Raw genomic sequence first — 24,409 nt, 5'->3', positions numbered from 1 at the left:
GAGGCTAATCCTATGAAAGATTCAAAAGGATTTTCATCCCGAGGCCCCGGCGGCTCCCCGGAAAAGCCCGTCATGGGAAAAGGGGGGCTGGAACAGAAGGGGTTTCTCAAGAAAAAGGTCATGGGCGCCCGCGGAGAAGCGCAGGACGATGAAGAGGCGGCAACCGCGAAGCGCATTCTCGGTGACATAGGCGAGGATCTGGAGGGAGCCCTCCAGGAGGTTGAGGAGGCTCTTGGCCAGGATCCCCGCAATGACGAGCTCCATATCAAGAAATACCAGATTTTAAAGAGAGCCGGCGACAAGGAAGCCCTGGTAAAAGCGCTGGAAGAAGCTATCGCCATTTCACAGAATCACTTTTTCGCCACGAAGCTTGCAGAGCATTGGGAGGAGCATTTCAAGTATGAGCAGGCTCTCAAGTGGAGACAGAAGGTGGCAGAGCTCAAACCGGAAGATGCCTATACCATAAAGCGCCTGGCCATTGCCTATGTGAGATCCTTCAGATTCGCCGAGGCTGAGAAGGCTTATCAAAAAGCCTTTGCGCTCCAGCCTGAAGTGGACGATCTGCTGGGGCATACCTTTTTCCAGGAGATGCAGGGCGTGGGCTTTCCCAAGGAGAAGCGCGCCGATATCGTCAAGTTCGGCATTGAAATTGCGAAAAAGGCACTTGCGCTGAGGCCGCAGAGCATTGCGATGCTGGAAGGGACGGCACGGCTTGCGAGAATAGGAAGAGAGAATGAGAGCGCCATATCATTTTTTGAAAAGCTGATCGCTCTTCGTGAAGCGAAGGAAAGCTCCGGCTTCAGGCAGTGGAAGGGAGAGCTTCTCAGGATATACGCCCGCGAGGGGCTCGACGAGAAGTGGAAAAAGCTCAACAGAGAGCTTATCGATGATTACAAGGAATTCCTGGCAAAGAATACCGCTGATAGCAATGGATGGCTCCAGCTTGCCCTTCAGCAGATACAGGGCGGCTTTTTCGAAGACTCCATAGGCTCCCTGAAGAACGCCATAGATGCTGATCCCAAGAATGTCCAGGCCCTCTATGAGCTTGGAAGGATCCTGGTGAGGCTCAACCGCTCCCAGGAGGCAATAGAGTATTACCTTTCCATCCTGCCCGGCGAAGATGACCTGGCAAGCAGGATGAAATACCACCGCGCCCTGGAGCTTTGCCTGGCAGACCTGTATTATCGCCTGGCAAGGTTTGAGGAAGCCCTCTCGCTTTACCGGAGAGAGGAAAGCTCCAATGCGCGCTACATAGGCATCGTTCTCGAGGCCAGTGGGGAAGACCAGGAGGCTCTCTCCTCCTATCACACGGCCCTTGAAATGTCACCAAGGGACGGCCGTAATTACCTGGCCCTCTCAGAGTATCATGTGAGGAGGAGCAGGTGGCAAGAGGCCGAGGAGACTGCAATCAAGGGCCTTGAGTGCCCTCATATCACCAAGGAAGCCCATGAGCAGCTCTACGTGGTCCTGGCCACTGCAAAGATGAAGACAAAAAAGATTGACGAGGCCCTCAAGGTGATGGATGAAGCCATAGAGAGCTCGCCTGAGCTTCTGAACATGGAGTTCAGGAGGATAAAGCTTCTTTTCCTTCAGGGGAAAGTGCGGGAGGCAAAAGCTGCCGGTGATGAGCTGATCGCCCGTGTCGAAAGGATGCTTAAGTGCGCCCCTTCCGCGTCAGATCTCTGGAGCCTCCTGGGAGACATGAGCTCCCTGCTGGGGCAGTTTGAAAAAGCGCGGGATGCTTATGCGCAGGCCATGAAATACAACGCCATGGACTCGGAGGCGGTGCGCGGAGAGGGTGTGCTTGCCGAGAAGTTTGGCGAATACGACAAGGCAATTGAATTGTTCAGCCGCTTCATTATGCTTGAGCCTCTCAGCCTCTCCACGCCACCCCTCAGGGAGAAGATAAAGCTCCTCAGCGAAAAGGCAAAGGCAGGCGCCTAGTTCTTGTCGAGCCCCAGGGTCATCTTCTCGTATGAATCGGCCATCTGGGCAATATAGTGGAGTATCTGCACGGCGTCGCCCACCCTTGATTCCTCGAGAGGGATTGTTTCTGTGATGATGATCTCCCCGGCATAAAGGGCGAAGGCGCCCTGGAGAAGACTGAAGTTGAGCTCCAGAAGGGAGAGGAGCTGCTTTTCAGAAAAAGCATCGGCTTTGCCGATTACGGTATAAAACCTCACCATTACCTTCCCTGATTCCTCGAACTGGTAGGCCCGCACGATCTGTTTCCTGTCCTCTTTCACCTTTAAACTCAGGTGAAGCTCTTCATTCTCAGGCTCATGCCTTACGGCGCAGGGAATAAGGGCAGCGGCTTTCTTGACAAAGGTTTCAAAATCCATGGACTGGTTCTCCTTGCATGACTTTCACTTATCGCTAAGGTTACTATTATTTTGCGATCAGTAAAGATAATCCTCTCTTGAGAAAAGGTATCTTGGTGCGTCTCCAGAAATAATCAGGAATATACTCGGGAACATAACGTGCGTCAGTATTGCGCCGGGATGAGTGAGCGGTTATGGAGCGGATAGCCATAGAGGTTCTGGGGCAGCAGGTAAAAATCCTTGAATTAAAAGAGGTTTTTGAAGGTGGCTGCCTGGTGAACCTCGCCGTGGTGGCACTCGAAGACGGCAATGAGATTGACGTGGAGGTGCAAAGCGAAGCCCCCTGGCTCTCCGTCACGCCCCCCCGTTTTTCCGTTTCGCCCCCTGTTCCCGCCATGGTCACCATCAGGGTCGAGCCATCGGGGGAGAAGCCCGGTGACATGGAGACTCTGCTTCATTTTCGCTATCGCGGAGCCAATGAAGCAGGAGACCTTCCTCTCGAGGTAAGGGCTCATTACCGCCCTTCTCCTGAGAAGGGAGCCCTTGAGGATTCCCTGGAGGAGAAGCTCCAGAAGCTTCAAAGAGTGAAGGCGGGCCTTGAGCCTTCCGGTGCCCAGGCAGCTTCCCATAATATATGCACGGAATGCGGCGCTCCCGTCCCTGATAAGAGGCCCTACTGCAGCGCATGCCGCAAAAAGAGAGTCAAGTCCCGGGATTCCCGGGGGGAATCCCCCCGCGGAGTGAGGAGGTATGCCCTTCTCGGTGCCTCCCTTCTGATTCTTGCGGCAGCCCTCATACTGGCGGGGTTTGTAAAAGGCTACAGGCCCGCAAGGCCGGAAGCTGAGGCTCCTGCTGCCACGGGAGCCCTTTCCATCACCACCGACCCGCCGGGAGCATCTGTTATTTTTCTTGACGGCCAGTATCCTATGGCCAGGACGCCCCTCGAAATCCCCTCCCTTCCCGCAGGCTCATATAAGGTGCATTTTGTCCTGGAGCACTGCGGCGGCGCTGATGCCCTTTATTCACTTACCGTAGTGCCCGGCAGAGAGACCTCTTACATGTTTCACCTGGAGAGGCAGGGCGAGATGCTTGTGAAATCAATTCCCCCCGGTGCCCCTGTCATGGTCGATGGGAAGGATACGGGAATGGTGACGCCTGCACTGCTGGAGAAAGTAAAGGAGGGGCGGCATGAAGTAGGGGTGGCGGATTTTTCAAGCGCCGGAGGGGGCAGAATCTTCCCCGTAGAGGTGAACTGGGGAGAAAGGGCCACTCTTTATGTGCTTGGCGACTCAAGGTCGGCTGCATTGCAGCTCGACGGTGAGGCCGGCTCAAAGGTCTTTCTGGATGGCAGGCTGAGGGGGACCCTCCCTCTTGCGGTTATAACCGTTTCGCCGGGCATTCATACCATAGAGGTTCGTGCAAAAAACTGCGTGCCCTGGAAGCAGCGGCTTTCCTTCTCTGCCGGAGAAGTGGCTGAGCTTGCCATCAAGCCTGTAAGGGAGGCGATTCTCTCCTTCAAGTCCGATGAAGGCACGGCGCTTTTTTTCAATGGCCTTTACAAGGGAGAGCTTCCTCAAAAGGTCCGTGTGGTACCCGGGAAGAAAATCGCCGTGACAGTCGCATCCCATGACGGGAGGGAGTGGAGAAGGGAGATTACCCCCCTGGAAGGTGAGTTCCGCCAGGAGCAGGTGAGACTGCCCTCACCCCCGCCCCGTCCTCCTTCCCCTCCCCGGCCCCAGAGTGCTTCATTGAGCGCCGGCTTCTCCCGTGCCGGCTCTTCGAGGGCCTTTATCAGTCCCGATTTTTATCAGTTTCCCCTTGGTGAGAGGTTCCCCGGGAAGCAATGGAAGGTCCTGGAGACCCTTTATGAAGACATTGATAATGACGGCGCCCTGGAGATGGTGGTGGCTCTCAAGCATATGCTGCGGAAAGGAAAGGATGGCTATCCTATTCATCTTTTCGCGGTAAAGAACGATGGAGGCTCATACCGGGTCATTGCCCTCAAGGATCCCCTCAAGGAAGGTATAGGAGAGGGGGAGCTTCTGGGCATCTCAACCATAAGAATCGATGATTTCGGCTACCGGGAGCTCGTCTATGTCTGCGGAAACAGCAGGAGGGTGACCTCCCAGGGCTCGTTTGTGATACATAAAGGGAGAATAGATGCCCCTCAGTGGGTGAAGAAGAACCTGTGATGAGATCTCAGAGGGCCAAAACGGCGGTCACAGCTTCTTCTGAAGGCTCTCCAGCTTTTTCCTGGACTTGTCCTGAAGCGTCTTTTTATCGAGAAACTCCAGGTATTTTTTTGCTTCGGTCTGCATTTCGATGTCTATGAAGCGCTCGGCAAGATCCAGCAGCTTCGTCTCGTCATCGGGGGCAAGCTTCACGAGCTGTGAAAAAATCTCGTACGAGGGATCTATTTCAAGGCACTTGTTGTAATAGAGGGTGCATTTCTTGATGTCACCGGTGAGGAAAAGGCACGCCGTGAGGCCAAACCAGCCACCTGGATCCTTAGGGCTTTTTTTGGCTTTCGTCTTGTAAAAATCAACGGCTTCTTCATACTTCTGCTGCAGCAGAAGTGCCATGCCGGCGTCACCAGGCTCTTGCTTCTGCTCTGCCTTGGGCTCTGGTTTCGGCTCCGGCTTTGGCTCGGCCTTTGCCGGCGGTGGCTCTTGCGATGGTGCCGGCTTTTCCACTTTTGCCGGTGGTGGTGGTGGCGGCTGCTCTTTCCGCTCAGGGATAACAAGCTTTTTAGAGAAATTTCCTGTGAGTACCTGGTGCATCAGCTCTTCTATGCCGTCCAGAGAGGTATTGAGAGTGGAAAAGAGGATCACTTCCTGCCCGGGGAGCTTCGTAGCCCTCTCAGCAACGCGGGCAAACTCCCTCAGCACGTGTTCGGCAAGTGATTCTCCCTGGGAGTCCCGGAATTTGCCAAATTTGTCCTTGAGGCCCGGAAGATCGGTGCCTGCATATTCCAGCCAGAAATCCCTGTCCCTGAAGGAGGTGTACATCTCGGAGTTTTCATAGTTGAGGCTTATGGACTCTTCAAAATCTCCGGTTTTCGGAGAGAACCTGGTGAGATTCAGCTTCAGCACTTCGAAATAGCCCTGCTTGCGTTTGGCAGGCGAGCCTTCACCCTCACTGTAGAAAGTGATTTCAAAGGTGCCTTCCTTCCCCTTCTCTTCATAACGGTTGGCGTCAATAACCCTTCGTTCCAGTGTGATGCCGAGAGCTGCTGCAAGATCAATTTTTCTCCCATGGAGTTTTTTGTACTCGCCGTCTCTGTCGATGTTCCTCTGAAATAACGCACTCATGGGCTCTCGTCTCCTCTTTTCTGGGGTGAAAGGATGCTTGTCCTTCCCAAGGAGTTTCTAGAGTTCTATCTTCCATTCCTGCAAGCATCATTCATTGCTTTTGCCCCTGTCTCTCTATTGCCCTTTCAGCCAGGTGGCGAGCCATTCAAGCATGGTACGGTACCAGAGCTCCAGGTTCTGGGGTTTCCTCACGAAGTGGCACTCATCGGGAAAGTAAAGAAATTTCGCAGGGACTCCGTTTCTGCGGAGCGCCGTGAAGAGCTGCTGCCCCTCGGAGACAGGGACCCTGAAGTCCTGGGCTCCGTGGACCACCAGGCAAGGGGTCTTGAAATTATCCACGTAATTGAGGGGATTCCACTTTTCATAGAGCTCCCGGTTATCATAAGGAGTCCCCTTGAACTCCCACTCGGGGAACCAGAGCTCTTCGGTGGTACCGTATTCGCTCAGGGTATTGAAGACGCCCGAGTGGCAGATTGCGGCGCGGAAACAGTCGGTGTGGCCCATCATCCAGTTTACCATATAACCGCCATAAGAGGCGCCGATACAGCTCATCCGCTCCTTGTTGATGAAGGGAAAGGCAGTGATAAGGTATTCGAGGCCTTCCATCAGATCCTGATAAGGCTTCCCTCCCCAGTCTTTTGACACCATGTCGGTAAATTTCTGGCCGTATCCCACGCTCCCCCTGAAATTGACGGCGGCCACCACGTAGCCTGATGCGGCGAAGAGCTCCGTATTCCAGCGAGGGTGAAAATCATCGCTCCATGCCCCCTGGGGGCCTCCATGGATAAGGTAGACCAGGGGGTATTTCTTCTGAGGGTCAAAGTGGGGCGGCTTTACCAGGAACCCATGGATGCTGAGGCCGTCGCTTGACTTGAAGGAGAACTCCTCTGCGGGGTTCATTGCAAGGGAGGCGAAATTCCTGTTGAAATCGGTGAGTTTCTCCATGACTCCAGTCGTTGTGTCGAAGCTCTGGAGCTCCGGGGGGCTCGTCATGCGCTCGCTCAGAAAATAGAGGGTGCTGCCGTCGGGGCTCACTTTTGGGCTGGTGTTGAATGACTTCCCGGTGAGCTTCCGGATCTCTTTCGAGGCTCTCTCAATGCGGTAAATTGACTTGTAACCCTCATCTTCAGCGCTGCAGTAAATGGCAGAGCTGTCGGGTGCCCACTGGAGGTCGTCGATAGTCCTGTCAAGTGAGTCGCTGAGAGCCTCGTGGGTTCCCTTTTTCCTGTCATAGAGCATGACTATTCTCCTGTCAGCCTCGAAGCCGGGCCTTATCATAGAAGTGTAGGCTATGGAGGTGCCGTCAGGCGAATACCGGGGGTTGCAGTCGCAGCCCTTCCCTGCGGTGATTCTCTGGGGGGCTCCTCCCTTGGCGGGGATGATGAAGAGATCATTGTTGGTGCTCCAGGCCAGGTTTTTATCGGTGTTGGTCACATAGCAGATCTCCTTGGAGTCAGGAGAGAAGCAGTAATCCTGTGTTCCTCCGAGATCAATGGGAGGAATGTCGAAGGCTCCCGGCGTGAGGTCAAGGGCTTCTCCGCCCCCCGCCGGAATGGTGAAGAGATGGCTGTTCCTGTTGTCGCGCCAGTGATCGAAGACCTGGTATGGGAGATCGGTGAAGATTTTTGCCTTCACTTTGCTTTTCTCTTCCTGGAGCACGCGTTTTTTGTTCTCTCGCTCTGTCTTGCATCCCTGGTACCGGTCAGAGACCAAGAGGAGCGTCTTTCCGTCAGGTGACCACTCGGCATCTGAGGCCCCGGCGGCTAGGGCGGTTATCTTTTTCGCCTCGCCGCCTGAAGAGGCGATGACCCATACCTGCGTGTCCCCCTCAAATGTCGAGGTAAAGGCAATTTTCGCGCCATCGGGCGACCACCGGGGATGGCTGTCCTTCCCTTTTCCCGCGGTGAGGCCTGTAATCGATCGGCTTTTTATATCGAGCACCATGAGGCGTGAGGTGACGGTATTCTCGCTGAGGTTTTTTTTCTCGAGGACAAAGACAATTCTGTCCCCTGAGGGCGATACCTGCGGGTCTTTCACCCACTGGGTGCCGATAAAGTCCCTGAAGGTATATTCCCTGTCGGCGCCTTGTGCAGGGGCTCCAGGCAAGAAGAGTGCTGCAATGAGAAGAAAGATGAAGGCTCCTTTTTTCATTTCGTGATTCCTCCCGTGGATGGTGGTGCTTTAAAGAGTCTTGTTCCCCGTCATGGGTGAAAATCCTCTCATATCCTGTGAAGGGGCCTCTGCCTCAGAATTCCATATGGGTTCTGATGGTACCTTTAAGGGCTCCCAGTGACGGAGAAGCCAGTGCTCTCTCAAGGAGCGCCCGGGCCTCCCTGCCGCCGATTCTGGAAAGAGCCCAGGCGGCATGCTCGCTTATGTGGAGAGGCCCGTTGAAAAGAAGCTCTCCAAGGGGCTTCACTGCCGCCGGGTCCTGCCAGTTGCCGAGAGCGACGGCGGCATTTTTCTTGAGGGACCAGCCCGAAAGCCACCGGGCGCCGAGCTGGTTTCCCTTGAACTGTTCCTTCATGGTCTCTTCGTCAATCGAGAGGAGTGGAATAAGCGGCACACTGGGGCCTAAGGCCCCGAAGGGAGGCTTTGCGGCGTCATGGGGTATGCCGGTGTTCTGGGGGCAGACCTCCTGGCATATGGCGCAGCCGTAGAGGCGTTTTCCCCATGCCTGACGGTATTTTACGGGGAGCACCTCATGCTCCGATAAGAATTGAAGGCACCGTCCCTCGTGGAGCACTCCCGGTTCCGTGATTGCCCCTGTCGGGCAGGCTTCTCTGCATATCGAGCATTGGCCGCAGCTGTCAGGGAGTGGTTCATTATGCTCAAGCTCCAGTGTCGTTACTATGGTGCCCAGGACGACCCATGAACCCCATTTTTTTGTGATTATGATGCCATGGGATCCATAGAAGCCTATGCCGGATAAAGCCGCAAGAGGCTTCTCCCTCAGGAATCCACATGATGAGACGTAAGACCGGGCGTCTGGATAGTATCTTTTTATCTTCCGCGCGAGGCCTCTCAGCTTCTCCTTCAAGGCCCTGTAGAAGTTATAACGGGTATAGGGGGCAATTGCCCCCCCGGGTGTACCTGAGCAGTCCGGTTCTTCCTGTTCACCGGTGAGATAGCAGAGGGTGGCGACAATCACCGAGCGCGCGCCGGGCAGGAAATGCTCGGGGTTGCAGAACTGCGTGACCTCTTCACGGTGCCATTTCGCATGGACCGGTATGAGGCCACTTTCCTGTCTCAGCAGGATTTCCTGCCGGCAGTCCTCAAGGGGCTCACAGGGCGCGACACCGATCGATTCAATTTCCTGCTGTGCCGCAAGTTCTTCAAGTTCCCGTCGTGTCATGGGCTCCCTCGCCTCAATGTTCTCATGGCACACTTCTCCATCCTGTAATTGTACCCTTCTGGCGCGCTTCTCTCCTCCCACGGTGATGGCCCTCGGCACCTTCATGTCCCTGCCAGGAGAGTGAAAAGCCTTGCCATGAAAAGTATTGAGATAGTTGACAGGCCGTGGTATAATATGGGGACGATGCATTGAATGCTCACTCCATACCAAGCTCACTATGAAAGGGGAATTACCATGACCAATGAACACTCGACGGCAGCGGCAGAGAAATTCAAAGTGAAGGATCTCTTGCTTGCGGAACAGGGAAAGAAGAAGGTTGAATGGGCCGAGGCCCATATGCCGGTAATGATGGCACTCCGCGAGGAGCACGGCAGGACCAAGCCTCTGAAAGGGATGAGAATTGCCGGGTGCCTCCATGTGACCAAGGAAACGGCAGTGCTGGTAAAGACCTTTGTAGCGGCTGGTGCCGAGGTTTCATGGAGCGGCTGCAATCCCCTCTCGACACAGGATGACATAGCTGCTGCCCTCGCCTCGGAGGGAATACCTATCTTTGCGTGGCATGGACTTTCCGTTGACGAGTTTTACTGGTGCATTGAAAGAACTCTCGATTTCAAGCCTACGCTCACCCTTGATGACGGCGCCGATCTTATCTTCACCATCCACCACAAGCACCCTGAGCTTGCCCGTGACATCATCGGAGGGACTGAAGAAACGACCACAGGCGTGCACCGCCTCAGGGCCATGGCTGACGATGGAAAGATGCTTTACCCGGTGATTGCCGTAAACGATGCGGAAACAAAGTGGGATTTCGACAATGTATACGGCACCGGCCAGTCTTCCATTGACGGGATTCTCCGCTCCACCAACGTGCTTATCGCAGGGAAGACCTTTGTAGTGGCAGGATACGGCCACTGCGGCAAGGGCTGTGCCATGAGGGCCAGGGGCCTCGGGGCACGGGTGGTCGTTACGGAGGTGAAGCCTACGGCGGCCCTCAAGGCCATGATGGAAGGCTTCGATGTCATGCCTATGGATGAGGCGGCGAAAGTGGGCGACATCTTTATCACTGCAACAGGCATGAGAGATGTCATAGTGAAGCGGCATTTTGAGCATATGAAGGACGGTGCCGTGATCTGCAACACCGGCCACTACGATGTAGAGATTAACATTCCGGAACTTGAGTCCATGGCGAAATCTCACAGGGAGATACGGCAGAACAACGATGAATACAGCCTTTCCGGGGGCAGGAAGATCTATCTGCTCTGCAAGGGCCGCCTGGTGAATCTTGCCGGAGCCGAGGGCCATCCTTCCGAAGTGATGGATATGAGCTTTGCCAATCAGTTCCTCTCCATGGTCAGGCTCTCCCGCGAGGGGAAGAAGATGGAAAAGAAGGTGTACAACATCCCGGAGGCCCAGGACCAGGAGATCGCAGGGCTCAAGCTGAAAACCATGGGGCGTGCCATTGACAGGCTCACCGACGAGCAGGTCCACTACGCCTCAGATTATTCTGCGGGAACCTAGGAAAATCGTCTTGACAGATTTACAATATTTGCTATAATATGGTTACGTTAAGGGCGAATGGCTCAGCGGTAGAGCACCTGCTTCACATGTAGGGGGTCACAGGTTCAAATCCTGTTTCGCCCATTTAAAGACACGGAACGTGCCACATAAAGTTTACGAGGGCGTAGCGTAGCGGTTTAACGCGCCGGCCTGTCACGCCGGAGATCGTGGGTTCAAATCCCATCGTCCTCGCCATTTTATGCCGAGGTAGCTCAGTTGGTAGAGCACATGACTGAAAATCATGGTGTCGACAGTTCGATTCTGTCCCTCGGCATATTTCTTTTCCCTCTTTAATAAGCTTCCAGGGCATTTTACCAATAGGTAAAAATTTTCAATTAAATAGCCTTTAGACACAAAAACGGGCCTCTTTTCAGGATAACTTGGCACAAAAATGGCACACAAACCTCCTTAAAACCCATTGCCCATAAGGGCATTTTTTTCTGTTGAAAACAATTCACCAATTTTATCAAGCGCCATGCGCTTATGCTCTTTTGAGGGGTGGGCATACTTCATGGCCATCGAAAGGGTGGCATGCCCCAGGAGCTCTTTGAGGGTGGCGATGTCCGCCCCTGCCATGATAAGGCGGGAGGCGAAGGTGTGCCTCAGGTCATGGAAGTGGAAATCCTTAATGCCTGCCCGCCTCACTGCTGCGTTGAAGGCTTTCTTGAAGTCCCCATGGGGGAAGAGGTGCTCCTCTTTCAGGCCTTCAACCCACTTTGCAAGCTCAGGGAGTAGAGTGCTATTTATTGGCACCTGCCTCCCCTTGCCACTTTTAGGTGTGCCAAGTCCAGTGGCACACATTGTCGATGAGACTGAAATGATCCCTGCTTCAAGGTCAACGTCATCTTTTCCCAGGGCGAGAATCTCCCCCTTTCTCAACCCAGTGTTAAGAGCGATGAGCACGGCCATCCTCAGGTAAGGGGGGCCGCACTCTGCCACCAGGCGCCGGAGCTCTTCCTCGGAGAGAGAGCGGGTCCTCGCCTCCGGCTCCTTTATCTTATCCACCAACTTAACAGGATTATCGACCGCTTTCTTCCAAAGAATCGCGAGGTTGAAAACCCGGTGCAGTGTTGTCATCTCCCGCTTCACCGTGGTTTTCGAGACATCCCGCGCCCGCTTCAGCTTATACTGCTCTATGAAATAAGGTTTTATCTCATCAAGCAGGTAATCACCAAAGGTTCTGACCAGGGCCTTCAGGGTAACGTCATAGAATACCACGGTATTTGGCTTCTTGTTCGCCTTGCAGAAGGACAGGAATTCAGTGGCAAACTCACTGAGTGTAACCTTCTCCGGGGTCTCAATGCCTGCCTTCCTGTCCAGTGCTGCCGCTTTCTCCTTGGCAAGCTGCTCTTCAGCCAGGCGCTTGTTCGTGGTGCCGGTGCTCTTCCTGTGCCGGTTGCCCTGCCTGTCGGTATAGTCAATATAAAAGATATCTCCTCGCTTGTAGAGCCTGGTCATTGTTGCTCCTTATGAGAACAATCTCAGGTAATCCTTCTGTGTCTCACTCACCACTTCTGCAATGAACTGCAGGAAGTCCTTGTCATCTTCCCGGGCCTTCTCTATCGTCCTGATATAATCAGCCCTGAGGACAGGGGGAATGATGGCTATACAATACCCCTCCCGCAGAAGGATGAGATTCATCAGAAGCCTTGCCACCCTCCCGTTCCCGTCAACAAAGGGGTGAATCATTACAAAGTCCTTGTGCATCTTAGCAGCGAACTGGACAGGGTGGAGGAGCTCCCGCTCCTTGGTAAGGTTCTCCATGAATCCCTTCATCAGCATCGGCACTGCCTCAGGTGCAGGCATAGGATACTTTGAGCCAGTGATGAATACCTTCACCTTCCTATAGTGCCCTGCAACGCCCTCATCAATCTTCTGGAAGAAAAGCCGGTGCAGTTTCTTTATATCAGCTTCCTTGATGGCCTTCCCACTGGCAAGCCTGTGCATATAATCATAGGCATCACTGTGCCCCACTGCTTCCAGGTGATCCCTCAGGGGCTTCCCGCCTATTGTAATTCCATCCTCCAGGATTACCTTTGTTTCACTCTCGGTGAGAGAGTTTCCCTCAAGGGCGTTGCTGGAATAGGTGAGCCCGATCCTGAAGTATTCCTTCACCTGCTTCCTCAAATGAGCGTCCAGTGGCCGGAGCTTGTTTATTTCCTGCTGCTGGAGGTCAATCTTCTCATAAAGGGTTTTCATCCATGCCTCCTTCTATTGCGCTCGGTCCTGCTGCTCCCCATAGTTCCCCGGCAAGCTGTCCCAGAACTCTTGGAGATCAGTGTCCGATACTCTCCAATCCCCATGCTTCTTATCTTTACCCGCTTCCCCGCCTAATAGCCGGGCTTTCAGCTTGCCCTCTTTTATCCACTTCTGCACGGTCTTAATATGCACGGAGAGTTTCTCCGCCACCTGTTTGACAGAAAAAGCCCTTTCCATTATGCTGCGCCCTCCTTGTGGAGACTGTTCTTCACTATACCGTAAAGGGTTGAGGTATGCCACTTTCCGCCCCCTTTTGTAGGCACGTGGTCCCTGTTGAGAATCTCAGCCATCTTGCAGTAACTCATGCCGCTTGCTCTCATGTTCTTTATCGTGGTGATGACCGCCTGCTCTTCTTCGTTCCTCACAAGCTCATCTCCTCGCCGGTCATATCCGTAAGGCACCGGGCTATACACCTGAAGGTGGCTTTTCTTAAAGCTCATGGCTGTGGCAGTCCTCTCTGCGATGAGATTTCTTTCAAGCTCCGCGAATCCTGCCATCATATTCAGGAAGAATCTCCCCATGGCCGTGGCAGTGTTAATAGTCTGCCCTCCCATATCCACCAGATGGAGGGCCACCCCCAGCTTGTCCCATTCCTTTGTCTGGTGCAGAGCGTCCTCAGCGTCACGAAACAGGCGATCCAGCTTCAGGGCAATAACATGCCCCACCATCTTCTTGGTGACCAGGTGGTGAAGCTCCTGCCCGCCGGGTCTCGTGGAGAGCCTGATGCTGCCGGAGACACCCTCTTCCCTGATCACCTTCACCACTTCAAGCCCCACCATCTTGCAATAGGCACTTATCTTCTCCTCTTGATTAGAGAGAGAAACCCCGTCATTGACCTGATCGGAGGTGGATACTCTGAGATACACCACGGCTTTCTTCATGTTCGTCCCTCCTGTAACCTGAGCTCTGATCTCATTATACCATAACTTTATAAGAATTTAAAGTGTTTTATGGTATTTTATATGGCTTTTATTTTATACGTGAGGGGTCCCTTGTGAATAAACTAAACGTGATTTTTCTTGAATATTTTTACATTTTCTTTCATCATTGTGTATCCCTATTACCACGCCATTTTCATGCCTTTTTTGCCCATCCTCGGAGATAGGGTACGATTTCCACGCACAGGGCCGGGGCTCCCCTCACGAAGTAGCAGAATACCTACCCCCCCCCTGAATTAAAATTTCAGCGGTGTTTACAGCGTCAAATCGCTATTCCTGCCTCGGGGGTCCCGAGGTATTCCAGGATGATTTTTTCCAGCAGGTGGCTCGGGAGCATGTTTTGCTCCTCGGCCATGACCTTCAGGTGATCAATCACCTCATCGGGGAGCCGAAATGCAACAGGTCTCTTGTAAACCCGCTCCCCCGTCTGGCGCTTCTGTGTGCATACCACACAAGGACATCCTTCCCGGTGATAATCAATACTCCTCGAAGATTTCACCGGGGGAAGCTCACCAGGTCCCAGTGCCCCCTTCTTCCTCTTCCTGCCTCGCTTCTTGGGCCGTCCCCTCTTCTTTGGTGCTGTTGCTTCAGCCATCACCTTATCCTCCGTCCTCCTCCGTCCCTAAACATTCTCTCTGTCCAGTGGGGCTTTCTCATTCGGGGTGGCTTTATCACACAAGGCATTCCCTGCCGTTCACTCTCCCACAAGGCCACGGCAAGAGCAAAGAGGTAATCATCATTTATCTTCTCCCGCCAAGGTTCCTCATCAGTCTGGTTCTTCTGCTGCTTTATTTTCTGCTGGTCAAAGTCCGTGAATTCCCGCGCCAGTGCCTCAATATCTTTCAAGCCTTGTGCTATCACCAGTTTCTTCTCCTCAAAAAGTGTCAGAATAACCCCCACAAGGTTCTTCCTGGGCACTTTCCATTTATGGGACTTCTCTTCTCTATGCTGCTCCTCCATAGTGGTGATAATCACCAAGCTTTCAAAGTCAATTCTTTTGTTTTTAAACATTTGTATCAAGGCCTCGCTGGCAAGAGGTCCTGAGACATCGGCCACAAAACGCACTTTATGACTGCCACCGTCCAGGGAATGGAGCTTTTCTTTTATCTCACTGAACTTTTCAGCCAGGGCAGGGGAGGACATGCCAGAAATCCTCTCTGCCTTCTTTACCTCATAATGGAACTCATGCCTTACCCGCTCTTTCTTCATGCCGTCGGGGCGTGACACCATCTCCTTTATGTCCCTGATGATTCGCTCTATAACGATCAAGGCAGTGGGAATGCTACCCCCGCCTAGACTGGCCCCCACGTAAAACTCTCTTGCATTTCCCATTGTTTCCTCCTTTACAATACATGCTCCCCGATATACACCGCCAGAGCCACTGAGAGCACCAGGTCATCATGAGCGCCCTCGCCATTGAAGGTGGCTCTGCGGGTTCTCGGGTTTATCTTGACTTTGAAAGACTGGAGCTCCTGAAGGAAGGCCTGGTGCTCAAGGTGCTCCCTGGAAACCAGAAGCCTGCCGCCTGAGAATGCTGCCTGCAGGGAGAGCACCAGGTCCTTCTTCGGCACGTGAATCTCCCCCCGCTTCCTGATCACATTGTTCCCGCCGTGAATCTTCACGGAGATGAGAGGGAGGCGCCAGGCTCTCAGAATGTCCTCTACTGCTGCCCCTACTCCTGTGCCATCGATCACAAGCACTGGGGGCCTGCCATCGGCTTGCAGGGCGGGGGAGGCAGTCAGTGTTCTGAGGTGCTCCGTCACGTTGGTATATGCCGTCCCGAGGGGGAGCCGCTGCAGGGACCGGAGGGAATAGGTGCCAGGCTTCACCCCCCGCTGAGTCTCCAGCACACTGACGGCAGAGAAGTCTTTTGACTTGCCGAGATCACAGGCGATGATAAACAAGGCTTTTCCTCCTCAGAATTCAAGCGGTTTCACATTCGGATCTATAGCGCCCATTATCATTTCATAGCTGAAAACCTGGTCAACAGTCTCACGGAACTCACAGAGATACTCCTGAGCGAAGAAGAACTCTCCCAGAGCCCGCTGCTCCTCCTCAAGGAAGGGCGCCGGTATTCTCGGGACATCATGGGCCGTTATCTTGAACCTCTGCCAGGTCTCGCCCCCGTTGACCCACTCATCATGGAAGAAGCCCCGCTTGCCCCATGGGGTTGAGAGAATCACCAGTCTGCCACCTGAAGTGGCCAGCATAGGTCTCACCGCCTTGTAGGTACTGTCATCAACCCTTGAGGCCTCGTCAATCACCAGCAGGGAGGCACCCGAGAAACCTCTTATGGTGCCTTCCTTGCCGGGGAGTGATATAATCCTGCTGCCATTGTCAAACTGGGTTGAGAGTTTATTGTCCTCTGTGAGCTTTGGCCGGGCATGCAGTTTCTTGAGAGCATCCATCACCTTCCTGAAAAGCTCCGTGCTCTGCCTCAGGGAAGGGGAAAGAAGCAGAATCAGGCTTTTGGGATAATAGAGCGCCCGGATTAGGGCCATTATGCTGGTGACTGTGCTCTTGCCCGCCTGGCGGGAACAGTTCAGGATGATTCTCTTTGAGGGATGAGTGAGCACCTCCGCCTGCCACTGGTCAAGGGTGATGTCCAGTTTCTCCGCCGCAAAGGTCACCGGGTCAAGGGCAAGCCTGAGATCACTTGCAAGCTCTGCTAAGTGCATCAGAGAGGGCCTCCTTTGCTTCAGGATAAGGCTCAAGTGCCGTGAGAATAACCGCTCTCAGGTCAATCCATACCGGATGATTATACAGGTTAATAGTAAGACCGTCCTGAATCTGCCCTATCAGCTTGCCCAGGAGGGTGAGGTTTTCCCGGCTCTCCTTGATGGCCTGTAAAGCAGTCCTCAGGTCCCCTGCTTCCTCTGCTTTCCCATATATACGCTCAGTCCTGGAAATGATTTCCTTCAACTGTCCCATGAGACTGTCCGCCTGCCCGGTCTCCATTGCCTCTTTCTCCTGTACCACTTCAGCCATGGCAAGGGCAGAAGCCGCTTTTGCTTCCTCTGCCTTTGAAAGAAGCTCGGGGAGGTGCTTCCTTTTATGCCACTTCAATGAATCAAGGGCCAGTGTGTAAAGGTGTGTTATGGTGTGTAAAGGTGTGTTATTGATAAGGGCCTTATTGATAGCCTCACTTTCAGTGTGATCACAAACTGGACATCTTTTAGCCATCAGCTTTTCCTTTCTGTTGCCGCCTGCCAAGGAGCAGGGCTCCTTGTGTTCTGTGTCTGGAAGGGAAGCCCGCCCTGCGGCAGAGCCCCCTCTCCCATTGCTTCAGGCTCCCACTCTCGGGGGCTTGCTCTTTGCCGCCCTTTTATCAGCCAGGCTTGCCAGTCTGCCTCCCATCGGGGCCGCCGTGCTCTGCTCCTGCTGGTGGCGCTCATAGAAAGCCACCGCCCTTTGCATGTCATCGGGCACAGGGAATGATATTTCCTTTCCACAGTGAGGGCAGCCTATTGAGAGCATGATCCTGCAGATTCTATCCAGAATAATCTCGGGGGTAATATCAACACCCTCCTGCCTGAAGTGCTCTGCAAGCTGCTCAATAGAGATCAGGTGGTGCTGCTGATTCTTCATCTCAGCCCTCCCATTCCATCTGTTTTCCCATGTTCGCGGGGAGCGGGATGGCATTGCCTTCAAGGTAAATCCAGTGCATTAAACGCCGGTGCTTCTTGATTCTGTCTCTCTTGATTGTTAATTGAGGGTCCTTCAGCAAGCGCTCTATGGTGTCCACATGCCCCTTGTAGCTGTGATAATCCACCGTTGCCTGCACCACTTTGAGGGAAGCCTCACTGAAGGCTTCCAGTGCTGCTCTTGCCTCATCAGATGATTCTTCCATGAGTGTTGCTGTCGTGATAAGTGCCTCCTTAGCCTCATCAAAAGCCCTCTTGCAGCGGGTTTCAAGCTCCTCCAGGGTCACTCTCTCCCCTTCCCGGAACTCAGAAACCTCTCCATTGCATTCTATTTTAGGCATAATAGCCTCCTTTCTCTTGTGTCTTATGAAATCTGCCGCTTCTTGACGATAAAGCCTTCCTCCTGGAGAGCATCCAGGGCTTCCTGCAGATCCTCGGCGGGCACATCCAGGGACAAGAGCTCAAGTATTTTCTGAGCAAACCTGGAAGCCCTTGAGCGCTGCTTCTTCTGGGCACTCTGCTGTGAAGCGGTTATGAACCGATGATTGCATACCGGGCATTGTGGCATGGTATTCACTCCTTTCTCTCAGAAGGGAACGTCCTCTGAGCTTTCCTCTGTTGCTGTCGGTGCCGTGCTCTCCTTGGGCTTCTTCGGTGGTGCCGGGGTTATGAAAAGAATATAGTCGTGATCCTTCTCCCCCTGCTTGTCCCTGTTTTTCAGAATCAGCACCTTTGCCGCGCCAAGGTATCCCGAGAGAATCGGGTCCCCGTTCTTTGTTGTGTTCTTCCAGAGTCCCGTCAGTTTCACAAGCTCACTCATTATGCTTTACCTCGCTTTCTTCTTTTGTCACTGTCTGCTTGCAGCCCTCACAGTCATTCCCGCGTGCCCTATTGGATGCCGTTGGCAGCTTCTTCCTTATGCTTGCTCACAACCTCCATGGAAGCATATGGGCCGTTCTTCTTGGCGTTCCGTGCCTTCAGCATCTCAAATCCCTGCTTGTAATTCCTCTGACATTCCTCCCTTAGATCATCATCAACCTCTTTCAAAACCTTCTGGATTTCTTCGAGATGCTGCACTGCTTTGGGAAATTCAGGCCAAACTTCCCTGCCTTTTGCCACCTTGGCGACTATTGGCGGCTGATGCTTCATGAGTATTGCCTTATGGTCCTGCAATTCCGGCTCTTTCAAAAGGTCCTCAATGACCTCGAATCGCGTCTTGTATTTGATCCAGTAAGAGTAATAGGCAAGAAGCTCATTAGTAGCATCGGTGTAAGCATCAAAGGATTTTTCATTTCTCAGGCTTGGCGAGACATTGACAAATAATTCATAGGCAGCCTTTCGCTGTATCCTGAAACAATCGTTAACCCATCGTTCAACTTCTACTGGTGTTTCAAACCCCATCTCTTGCTCCTTTCTTTTATGGCAAATTCCTCCACCTTACAGGGAGGCTCAATCTTATCTTCTCAGATATTCTAAACACAGGTCCCTAAGGAACTCTCTTGTAAGAATAACGTCTTGTTGTCGTGATGCCCAAGGTTTATCATTTAAAATATCGTTCGTTATGGCATCTAAATCTCCGTCGTATCGTTTTATAATGGATTCAGACAAGAGCTTTATAAGGCTTCCTGGGTGAGTCATGAAGCTTTGTTTTATCCTGTCAAGCATAAACATACCCTCAGGCTTCATCCTTTATCTCCTTTCTGTATCAGGGGAGGGGAGATGCGCCTGCTGACACACCTCCCCGGGGTGATTTTAGTGCCGCTTGAACCTTATGTTCTCAATGAATTCCCAACCATCCCGATGCCTGACCAGCACCTCAACGGTATGACCCACCATTTTTTCAAGGTCATACTCATTGCAGGCCCTCTCACCAGTGATACCCAGGATAGTCTGGTATAATGGGCTTGTGGGGTCCAGGGAGAGGGGCTTCACGGTCCTGAGTTTCACCTGCGAGGGGCCGACGAGGAAGAAAATGGACACCTGATCACGCATGCCCAAGGGGCTCTCTGCGTCACGTTCGATCCTTACCTCCGCAACCGTTGCCTGATAAGATCCATCTTCAATCCTCGGGGTTCTTGCCGTTTCCATCGTTATCACGCTGCTTTTCGCCGTTGGTTCCTTTATCATGATTCTGTCTCCTTTCATCTCTATCATGCCGTTTCTATTAACCCATGGGCCTTTATTCTATATATCACCTCCTTTTTTCACTGCTACTTTTCCCATGTATCTTTCACAGTGGCCTCAGCCACAATAGGAACCTCTTTGACCAGGGTGGACATACCCTCCACCATTGCCTTCTCAAGGAGGGCCACTGCCCTCTCGGCGTCATGCTCTGGTGTCTCGAGTACAACCTCATCATGGATCACCCCGCAGAGTTTCCACTCTTCGGGAAGACCTGCCACGAGGAGCCCGAGGGCTTCCTTGAGCCCCTCTGCTGCCGTTCCCTGTACTGGGTAATTAAATTTGTTGAGAGGTGAGCTCAGGGTTGTTTCATCCCAGGAGCGCCCTCCCAGAGTGGTGATCACCCTGGACCGGCTCTGCTTCTGGTGCCAGGACCTCAGGCCGGGGTATGCCTCAAAGAAGCGCCTCTTGAAATCCTCGGCTTCCTCAGGGGTGAGCTGTACACCATAGTCAATCTCAGCATAGTTCCTGAAGCCCTCGGCGGACATCCCATAGAGTAAGCCAAAATTGCAGGCTTTTGCAATCTGGCGGGCTTCCTTGGTGACATCACGCCTGCCGGTTATCATTTGAGCCGTGAGCCGGTGCAGGTCCTCGCCCTTCCTGAAGGCTTCCAGCATGTTCTGTTCCCCTGCTACCTCTGCTGCGATCCTGAGCTCAATCTGGGAATAGTCTGCCACTACCAGCTTGTGACCAGGCGCCGCATTGAAGAAGCGACGGAGATCCCGAGGGACCTGCTGCAGGTTCGGGCCGGAGCATGACATTCTGCCGGTGGTAGCGCCAATGAGTCTCCAGGAAGAGTAAATCCTGCCATCCCGGACCTTCTCAAGGAGCTTCTCACCGAATCCAGTGCAGAGCTTCTGAGCGGCACGCCAGGAGCGAATGAGGGGAAGAACGGGGTGCAGTGTCTCACTCAGGGCAAGGGATTCATCAGACGTATCCTCCAGGTGCAAGCCCATCCCGTTGAGGGCTGAGAGAAGCTGTGCCGGGGAGGCGAGGTTCCCGCAGGGGAGCACCTCTTTGATCTCGGCGTCAAGTGCCATCAGCTTCCTCCTATGCCCTGCGAGGTCCTCACGCCAGGCCGGTGCATCAAAAGGCATACCGTCCCGCTGCAGGCGAATGATGGCCGGGAGCGCCCGGGCTTCCCTCGAGTACACCGCTTGATAGCCTTTTGCCGCGAGAAGCTCCCTGAGGTGCCGGTAAAGCAGCAGGGTAACTTCTGAATCCTTCTGAGCATAAGTATAATGCTCCGGGAAGAGAAAGCCGTCCCAGTTATTTGCCCCCTGAAGTGACTTGTCAATGTCCAGGTCAAAATACTTTTTCACGAGGGCCTGCAGGCCATATCCCCCTTTAGGGCGCCGCTCTCCGTTGCAGAGGACCTGCTCCATGAGCATGGTGTCCTCATAGGTGTTCACCTGGTAGCCATGGTGAAGAAGCCAGGGAACATCAAAAGGGGCATTGTGGAACACCTTCGTGATGGCCGGGTTTGCAAGGACATCCCGGAGAGGCTCTGGGGTCTCGTGCACCCCGGCGCCCTGGTCACCTGCAAAGCTCACGAGGCGTAAATGGTGCACGCGGGGATCAAGGCCTGTGGTCTCCAGGTCCACAGCAAGGACCTGTTGACGATCACCAGGTCCGGCACAAGGGTAAAAAAGCGGGGAGGGAGCCTCCGGGGGTTGTATGGAGGGAGCGCCCGAGGAAGCCCCGTCCCCATCTCCCGCTTTCAAAGAATTGTCCTGTGAAACCTGTTGCGCTGAGTCTCTCTCCTGAAGGAGGGAGATGAGTTCTGCCTTGTTCTGTGTGATGAAAGCCCGGCGCTCCTGGGTAAAGGCAGCCTTGTTGCCTGAAATTACAATCTCCTGCCCTTCAAGTGAGAGCTTCAGGCCGTGGCTTTCTATTCGCTTCAAGAGTTCTGGTGTGAAGGTCATTGTTTTTCCTCTTGGTATAAGGCTTTACTTGCTTTTATCACATGTGTCCAATATTTTTCAGCATGTGTCCTCACTATACTCGCTCCTCCCATTCCTCATAGCCATCGGATTCTTCAGGGTAGGGCAAAGGGGGATCAGGACACTTAGGAGACATCTCCATTCCTCCCCGTATATCCTTTATATATATATCAGAAGAGGATATACCGGAAGGACAGTCTAAATCTACTATGTGTCCAGAGGGTATATCAAAATCGGCAATTTTCTTTATCAGAATAAGCTTTGAAAAGCCTCTTACCCCCCCGAACTTTGCTTTTATGCACCCCTTACTCTTCAACTTATTTGCAAGGCCTTTGGGGCTTAATTCCAGTTCTCCCTGTGTCTGTGACCACTCTCTATGACAAACCTGAATAGCTTTGTTAGAAATAAAGTTATCAGGATTTCCTATCTGGCAGCAGTCCTCGAAAAATCTCCTGAAGGAATCCTCATCGTATAAGTGCTCATTGGTTCTGGAGATCACTTCCTCAGGGGGATTGAGGCCATCCCGCTGCCATATCATGCACCCTTCGATCAGCCAGTTTAAAATCCCTGACGATTCTGCCCGGAGCTTCTCGGAGAGGCATTTATCACGCTCCGGTAAAGGTATGGTGACATCGAAAGGAACCATGAGGTAACGGCGTCTTATACCTTCATCAACAGTTCTTATAGTAGGCTTTGTGTTTCCGTGCATCCAGACCTTGAATTCAGGCATGAATACTAGAAAATCTTTACGGTGGAAACGTCCCTTCACTTTTTCAGAGCCGGTAAGCTGTTTAATGGCAGTGGCATTCATTCTCCCTTCAGGGATTTCCTCAGTGATAACCATACGGACACCTTTGAGACTTGCCTTTTCAAGGGAAGAGTCATCCCTTTTTGACTGCCAGTCTGAAATGAACATGGTGGTTAACACGTTCATGGTATAAGGCCCGAGTATATCCGAGACTGTGGAGAGGAAGGTGCTCTTGCCATTGGCTCCGGTTCCATAGAGAAAAACGAAAACCTCTTCCCTGGTGATTCCAGTGAGGGTGTAACCCGCCATTCTCTGCAGGAAGCTGATGAGATTCCTGTTGCCATTCATTATCTGGTCAAGGAACTTGAGCCATCGGGGGCACTGTGCCGATGGGATATAGGGAATGTATATTCGCCTGGTGAAGTAATCCTCGCGCCGGTGGGTGTAAAATTCGGCGGTCCGCAGGTCAATGGTGCCATTGTCGCAGTTCAGAAGCCAGGGCTGCTGGTCAAATATTTCAGGTTTTATGGCAATTCCGGGGAGTATCTTCAGGAAATCCACCATATTCAGCACCTTGTAAAGTGCTTCACATTGCAGGGCGTGCTTTTGAAGTTCCTGGTTTTTCTGCTCATGGCCTTCCCGCTGCATGTCCTCAATAGTTTCAAGGGCTTTATGGTATATAACTTTTGTGGTATCACACTCCCAATAGGTGCCATTCCACACAAAGAAGCCGCCGAGGTTGTCAACCCAGTGCACGTTGCCTTTCTCTTTATCGGCAAGCCTCTCAGCATTGCCCTTGTCTGAGCGGTTATATTCTTTCGCTTTCTCAATAGGCTTTTTCAGCTTCAGCCAGGTCTCCAGCTTGGCGAAAACTCTCTCTCCGAGGAACTCCTTGAGCTTGGGAATGCCCGTGGTTATTTCCCCGTTGCCTAATTTTCCGTAAGTAGTCTCAATAGTATCAATCCGTTTTTCCCGTTCCTCATCCTCGGAAGCCTGACACACCAGGCGAATAAATTTCACCGCCTCTTTTTCCTCTATGCCACCGTGAGCAAAAGCACCAGCAAGCAGCAAGGCAAGCTCCTGCCGCGTTCCCTGCTTCCATCTTCTGGCGATGAGGCACACCGCTGCAATGTAGGAGACCTTTTTTCTCAGTTCTTCAAATTCAGCCGCAGCAGGGCTGAAATCCCCACGATCACAAACCCATTCCCGGGTCTCGCCACTCCCGCCCTGCACTGAGGGAGGGATCACTGCCTGGTGGCCGTTCCAAAGCACTTCAATGAAGCGCCCTCCCTCTTCAGGGTCATTATAAGCTTCATATACCCCTTCCTCAACGCGGTAAAACCAGTGGGCGCAGGGACGGCTTTTCCTGCCATCCTTCATGCCGGTTTCCGGCAGTACCTTCGCTGCTACTGTGATAGCTTCGAGGCAGTCCAGGTCAATGCAGAGAAGGCCTCGTGATGGCTCCCCACAAAGGGCGCCGATATTTCCTTCATCAGGGAAATACTTCTCCGCTTCATCGGGGGTACACCGGAAATTAGGCCAGTCTTTCAGGATGGGGCCTTTCATCCCCGGAGGGATGGGCACGGGTTGAATCCCCATTCTGAGCATAATTAGGGCTGCTTCTTTCGGCTTCTGTTTGAAGATGTCACCGAGATCCAGCATACCGAAACTCCTTTCTGCTGTCAGTCTAATGAATTGCCCACCGTGGTATCCTTGCAAGAGGCAACGGTTTCAATGTCTTGATTTCCATCACCAAAGGCTTCCAGTTGATCAGCAAGAAGGCGTAATACTTTAGCAAGAAGCGGGGACTTTTTTTTGGTGTCCTCTAGCGACTCGCTCCTCCCCATTCCCTGTATCTGCTCGATTAAATCGCCGAGATTCCTCTCATTGTTCTGTGTCTGTTCACTTACCTTCATTGTCATTGCTCCTTTCATCTCAATCTGAGTTTTTCGGAGATGTCATGGTCATCAGCAGTGATGGGGAGCCCGAGGTCATGCCGCAGGAGATCCCGGGCCTCCTCCAGCTTCTCCAGCAGGTCCTCCTTGAGCTCCGGGGTAAAAGGGATTCCCTCGCCCCGGCACGTGGGGACTGCCTGGTGAAGTGTGCCGAAAAGGCGGAGGAGCGCTGCATTGAGGGGGTCACTGTGCGTCAT

Annotated in this window: 27 protein-coding genes and 3 tRNA genes; 6 read left to right on the top strand and 24 right to left on the bottom strand. The window is 53.0% G+C overall.

What is annotated here, in order from left to right; all coding sequences use genetic code 11:
* Positions 1-12: 12 nt before the first annotated feature.
* Positions 13-1,944 carry a tetratricopeptide repeat protein gene (locus RDV48_04680; protein MDQ7822070.1) on the top strand — a complete coding sequence of 644 codons (1,932 nt, stop codon included), beginning with the start codon at positions 13-15 and terminating at the stop codon, positions 1,942-1,944.
* Here the strand turns inward: RDV48_04680 and RDV48_04675 are convergent.
* Entirely contained in the window at positions 1,941-2,342 is a 402-nt protein-coding gene (locus tag RDV48_04675; protein MDQ7822069.1) for a hypothetical protein, read from the bottom strand. The two genes, RDV48_04680 and RDV48_04675, sit on opposite strands and share 4 nt — an antisense overlap.
* 173 nt (positions 2,343-2,515) lie before the next feature.
* On the opposite strand from RDV48_04675, the gene RDV48_04670 reads away from it, so the two are divergent.
* On the top strand, positions 2,516-4,513 hold the full coding sequence (locus RDV48_04670) for a PEGA domain-containing protein (GenBank protein ID MDQ7822068.1): 1,998 nt from the start codon (positions 2,516-2,518) through the stop codon (positions 4,511-4,513).
* Between the two features lie 27 nt (positions 4,514-4,540).
* Here RDV48_04670 and RDV48_04665 read toward each other — a convergent pair whose 3' ends face one another.
* The 3 genes from RDV48_04665 to queG form a co-directional block, all read right to left on the bottom strand.
* A complete protein-coding gene (locus tag RDV48_04665) occupies positions 4,541-5,632 on the bottom strand; it encodes a hypothetical protein (GenBank protein ID MDQ7822067.1) in 1,092 nt (363 codons plus the stop codon).
* Positions 5,633-5,746: 114 nt separating this feature from the next.
* The gene (locus RDV48_04660; GenBank protein MDQ7822066.1) at positions 5,747-7,783 is read right to left on the bottom strand and encodes a S9 family peptidase; all 2,037 of its coding nucleotides are present in this window, start codon (positions 7,781-7,783) and stop codon (positions 5,747-5,749) included.
* A gap of 94 nt (positions 7,784-7,877) precedes the next feature.
* Positions 7,878-9,176: a tRNA epoxyqueuosine(34) reductase QueG gene (gene queG, locus RDV48_04655; protein ID MDQ7822065.1), complete on the bottom strand. Its 1,299-nt coding sequence runs from the start codon at positions 9,174-9,176 to the stop codon at positions 7,878-7,880.
* 45 nt (positions 9,177-9,221) lie between these two features.
* Between queG and RDV48_04650 the strand changes: the two genes are divergently transcribed.
* From RDV48_04650 to RDV48_04635, 4 genes are all read left to right on the top strand, one after another.
* Positions 9,222-10,505 (top strand): adenosylhomocysteinase, encoded by a 1,284-nt coding sequence (locus tag RDV48_04650; GenBank protein MDQ7822064.1) that lies wholly within the window; start codon positions 9,222-9,224, stop codon positions 10,503-10,505.
* A gap of 51 nt (positions 10,506-10,556) precedes the next feature.
* Positions 10,557-10,628 (top strand) — tRNA-Val (locus tag RDV48_04645).
* 34 nt (positions 10,629-10,662) lie between these two features.
* A tRNA-Asp gene (locus RDV48_04640) sits at positions 10,663-10,739 on the top strand.
* 6 nt (positions 10,740-10,745) lie between these two features.
* Positions 10,746-10,818, top strand: a tRNA-Phe gene (locus tag RDV48_04635).
* Between the two features lie 134 nt (positions 10,819-10,952).
* On the opposite strand, the gene RDV48_04630 is transcribed toward RDV48_04635, so the two are convergent.
* From RDV48_04630 to RDV48_04535, 20 genes are all read right to left on the bottom strand, one after another.
* Positions 10,953-12,002, bottom strand: coding sequence for a tyrosine-type recombinase/integrase (locus tag RDV48_04630; GenBank protein MDQ7822063.1), 1,050 nt, complete (start codon positions 12,000-12,002; stop codon positions 10,953-10,955).
* Between the two features lie 9 nt (positions 12,003-12,011).
* Positions 12,012-12,743 (bottom strand): Fic family protein, encoded by a 732-nt coding sequence (locus tag RDV48_04625; protein ID MDQ7822062.1) that lies wholly within the window; start codon positions 12,741-12,743, stop codon positions 12,012-12,014.
* Between the two features lie 12 nt (positions 12,744-12,755).
* A complete protein-coding gene (locus RDV48_04620) occupies positions 12,756-12,980 on the bottom strand; it encodes a helix-turn-helix domain-containing protein (protein ID MDQ7822061.1) in 225 nt (74 codons plus the stop codon).
* The gene (locus RDV48_04615) at positions 12,980-13,684 is read right to left on the bottom strand and encodes a recombinase family protein (GenBank protein MDQ7822060.1); all 705 of its coding nucleotides are present in this window, start codon (positions 13,682-13,684) and stop codon (positions 12,980-12,982) included. The genes RDV48_04620 and RDV48_04615 overlap by 1 nt, the downstream gene beginning before the upstream one ends.
* 319 nt (positions 13,685-14,003) lie before the next feature.
* Positions 14,004-14,192 carry a CopG family transcriptional regulator gene (locus RDV48_04610; protein ID MDQ7822059.1) on the bottom strand — a complete coding sequence of 63 codons (189 nt, stop codon included), beginning with the start codon at positions 14,190-14,192 and terminating at the stop codon, positions 14,004-14,006.
* 143 nt (positions 14,193-14,335) lie between these two features.
* The gene (locus tag RDV48_04605) at positions 14,336-15,073 is read right to left on the bottom strand and encodes a hypothetical protein (GenBank protein ID MDQ7822058.1); all 738 of its coding nucleotides are present in this window, start codon (positions 15,071-15,073) and stop codon (positions 14,336-14,338) included.
* An 11-nt stretch (positions 15,074-15,084) separates the two neighbouring features.
* Complete coding sequence (locus RDV48_04600) at positions 15,085-15,645, bottom strand: hypothetical protein (protein ID MDQ7822057.1); 561 nt, start codon at positions 15,643-15,645, stop codon at positions 15,085-15,087.
* 12 nt (positions 15,646-15,657) lie between these two features.
* Positions 15,658-16,419: a terminase large subunit gene (locus RDV48_04595; GenBank protein MDQ7822056.1), complete on the bottom strand. Its 762-nt coding sequence runs from the start codon at positions 16,417-16,419 to the stop codon at positions 15,658-15,660.
* A complete protein-coding gene (locus tag RDV48_04590; protein ID MDQ7822055.1) occupies positions 16,394-16,954 on the bottom strand; it encodes a hypothetical protein in 561 nt (186 codons plus the stop codon). Before RDV48_04590 ends, RDV48_04595 begins: the two co-directional genes overlap by 26 nt.
* A 72-nt stretch (positions 16,955-17,026) precedes the next feature.
* Positions 17,027-17,329 (bottom strand): hypothetical protein, encoded by a 303-nt coding sequence (locus RDV48_04585; protein MDQ7822054.1) that lies wholly within the window; start codon positions 17,327-17,329, stop codon positions 17,027-17,029.
* Between the two features lies 1 nt (position 17,330).
* Complete coding sequence (locus RDV48_04580) at positions 17,331-17,726, bottom strand: hypothetical protein (protein ID MDQ7822053.1); 396 nt, start codon at positions 17,724-17,726, stop codon at positions 17,331-17,333.
* Positions 17,727-17,749: 23 nt separating this feature from the next.
* The gene (locus RDV48_04575) at positions 17,750-17,953 is read right to left on the bottom strand and encodes a hypothetical protein (GenBank protein ID MDQ7822052.1); all 204 of its coding nucleotides are present in this window, start codon (positions 17,951-17,953) and stop codon (positions 17,750-17,752) included.
* An 18-nt stretch (positions 17,954-17,971) separates the two neighbouring features.
* Positions 17,972-18,205: a hypothetical protein gene (locus RDV48_04570; protein ID MDQ7822051.1), complete on the bottom strand. Its 234-nt coding sequence runs from the start codon at positions 18,203-18,205 to the stop codon at positions 17,972-17,974.
* 68 nt (positions 18,206-18,273) lie between these two features.
* A complete protein-coding gene (locus tag RDV48_04565; GenBank protein MDQ7822050.1) occupies positions 18,274-18,786 on the bottom strand; it encodes a hypothetical protein in 513 nt (170 codons plus the stop codon).
* Positions 18,787-18,840: 54 nt separating this feature from the next.
* Positions 18,841-19,071, bottom strand: coding sequence for a hypothetical protein (locus tag RDV48_04560; GenBank protein ID MDQ7822049.1), 231 nt, complete (start codon positions 19,069-19,071; stop codon positions 18,841-18,843).
* Positions 19,072-19,137: 66 nt separating this feature from the next.
* A complete protein-coding gene (locus RDV48_04555) occupies positions 19,138-19,539 on the bottom strand; it encodes a hypothetical protein (GenBank protein ID MDQ7822048.1) in 402 nt (133 codons plus the stop codon).
* A gap of 56 nt (positions 19,540-19,595) precedes the next feature.
* Positions 19,596-21,491, bottom strand: a complete 1,896-nt coding sequence (locus RDV48_04550; protein MDQ7822047.1) for a DNA polymerase — start codon at positions 21,489-21,491, stop codon at positions 19,596-19,598.
* Between the two features lie 73 nt (positions 21,492-21,564).
* On the bottom strand, positions 21,565-23,919 hold the full coding sequence (locus RDV48_04545; GenBank protein ID MDQ7822046.1) for a phage/plasmid primase, P4 family: 2,355 nt from the start codon (positions 23,917-23,919) through the stop codon (positions 21,565-21,567).
* A gap of 20 nt (positions 23,920-23,939) precedes the next feature.
* A complete protein-coding gene (locus RDV48_04540) occupies positions 23,940-24,173 on the bottom strand; it encodes a hypothetical protein (protein MDQ7822045.1) in 234 nt (77 codons plus the stop codon).
* A 14-nt stretch (positions 24,174-24,187) separates the two neighbouring features.
* A complete protein-coding gene (locus RDV48_04535) occupies positions 24,188-24,409 on the bottom strand; it encodes a hypothetical protein (protein ID MDQ7822044.1) in 222 nt (73 codons plus the stop codon).

The sequence above is a fragment of the Candidatus Eremiobacterota bacterium genome (assembly GCA_031082125.1).
GTDB lineage: Bacteria > Vulcanimicrobiota > CADAWZ01 > CADAWZ01 > Ess09-12 > Ess09-12.
The sequence above is the reverse complement of the archived record's forward strand: the minus strand, read 5'-3'. Positions and strand labels throughout refer to the sequence as shown.

Bases quoted from the DNA above. Each gene is read 5' to 3' on its own strand.
- RDV48_04680 (MDQ7822070.1), top strand. From the start codon at position 13: ATGAAAGATTCAAAAGGATTTTCATCCCGAGGCCCCGGCGGCTCCCCG.
- RDV48_04675 (MDQ7822069.1), bottom strand. From the start codon at position 2,342: ATGGATTTTGAAACCTTTGTCAAGAAAGCCGCTGCCCTTATTCCCTGC.
- RDV48_04670 (MDQ7822068.1), top strand. From the start codon at position 2,516: ATGGAGCGGATAGCCATAGAGGTTCTGGGGCAGCAGGTAAAAATCCTT.
- RDV48_04665 (MDQ7822067.1), bottom strand. From the start codon at position 5,632: ATGAGTGCGTTATTTCAGAGGAACATCGACAGAGACGGCGAGTACAAA.
- RDV48_04660 (MDQ7822066.1), bottom strand. From the start codon at position 7,783: ATGAAAAAAGGAGCCTTCATCTTTCTTCTCATTGCAGCACTCTTCTTG.
- queG (MDQ7822065.1), bottom strand. From the start codon at position 9,176: ATGCATCGTCCCCATATTATACCACGGCCTGTCAACTATCTCAATACT.
- RDV48_04650 (MDQ7822064.1), top strand. From the start codon at position 9,222: ATGACCAATGAACACTCGACGGCAGCGGCAGAGAAATTCAAAGTGAAG.
- RDV48_04630 (MDQ7822063.1), bottom strand. From the start codon at position 12,002: ATGACCAGGCTCTACAAGCGAGGAGATATCTTTTATATTGACTATACC.
- RDV48_04625 (MDQ7822062.1), bottom strand. From the start codon at position 12,743: ATGAAAACCCTTTATGAGAAGATTGACCTCCAGCAGCAGGAAATAAAC.
- RDV48_04620 (MDQ7822061.1), bottom strand. From the start codon at position 12,980: ATGGAAAGGGCTTTTTCTGTCAAACAGGTGGCGGAGAAACTCTCCGTG.
- RDV48_04615 (MDQ7822060.1), bottom strand. From the start codon at position 13,684: ATGAAGAAAGCCGTGGTGTATCTCAGAGTATCCACCTCCGATCAGGTC.
- RDV48_04605 (MDQ7822058.1), bottom strand. From the start codon at position 15,073: ATGGGAAATGCAAGAGAGTTTTACGTGGGGGCCAGTCTAGGCGGGGGT.
- RDV48_04595 (MDQ7822056.1), bottom strand. From the start codon at position 16,419: ATGCACTTAGCAGAGCTTGCAAGTGATCTCAGGCTTGCCCTTGACCCG.
- RDV48_04585 (MDQ7822054.1), bottom strand. From the start codon at position 17,329: ATGAAGAATCAGCAGCACCACCTGATCTCTATTGAGCAGCTTGCAGAG.
- RDV48_04580 (MDQ7822053.1), bottom strand. From the start codon at position 17,726: ATGCCTAAAATAGAATGCAATGGAGAGGTTTCTGAGTTCCGGGAAGGG.
- RDV48_04575 (MDQ7822052.1), bottom strand. From the start codon at position 17,953: ATGCCACAATGCCCGGTATGCAATCATCGGTTCATAACCGCTTCACAG.
- RDV48_04570 (MDQ7822051.1), bottom strand. From the start codon at position 18,205: ATGAGTGAGCTTGTGAAACTGACGGGACTCTGGAAGAACACAACAAAG.
- RDV48_04565 (MDQ7822050.1), bottom strand. From the start codon at position 18,786: ATGGGGTTTGAAACACCAGTAGAAGTTGAACGATGGGTTAACGATTGT.
- RDV48_04560 (MDQ7822049.1), bottom strand. From the start codon at position 19,071: ATGAAGCCTGAGGGTATGTTTATGCTTGACAGGATAAAACAAAGCTTC.
- RDV48_04555 (MDQ7822048.1), bottom strand. From the start codon at position 19,539: ATGATAGAGATGAAAGGAGACAGAATCATGATAAAGGAACCAACGGCG.
- RDV48_04550 (MDQ7822047.1), bottom strand. From the start codon at position 21,491: ATGACCTTCACACCAGAACTCTTGAAGCGAATAGAAAGCCACGGCCTG.
- RDV48_04545 (MDQ7822046.1), bottom strand. From the start codon at position 23,919: ATGCTGGATCTCGGTGACATCTTCAAACAGAAGCCGAAAGAAGCAGCC.
- RDV48_04540 (MDQ7822045.1), bottom strand. From the start codon at position 24,173: ATGAAGGTAAGTGAACAGACACAGAACAATGAGAGGAATCTCGGCGAT.
- RDV48_04535 (MDQ7822044.1), bottom strand. From the start codon at position 24,409: ATGACGCACAGTGACCCCCTCAATGCAGCGCTCCTCCGCCTTTTCGGC.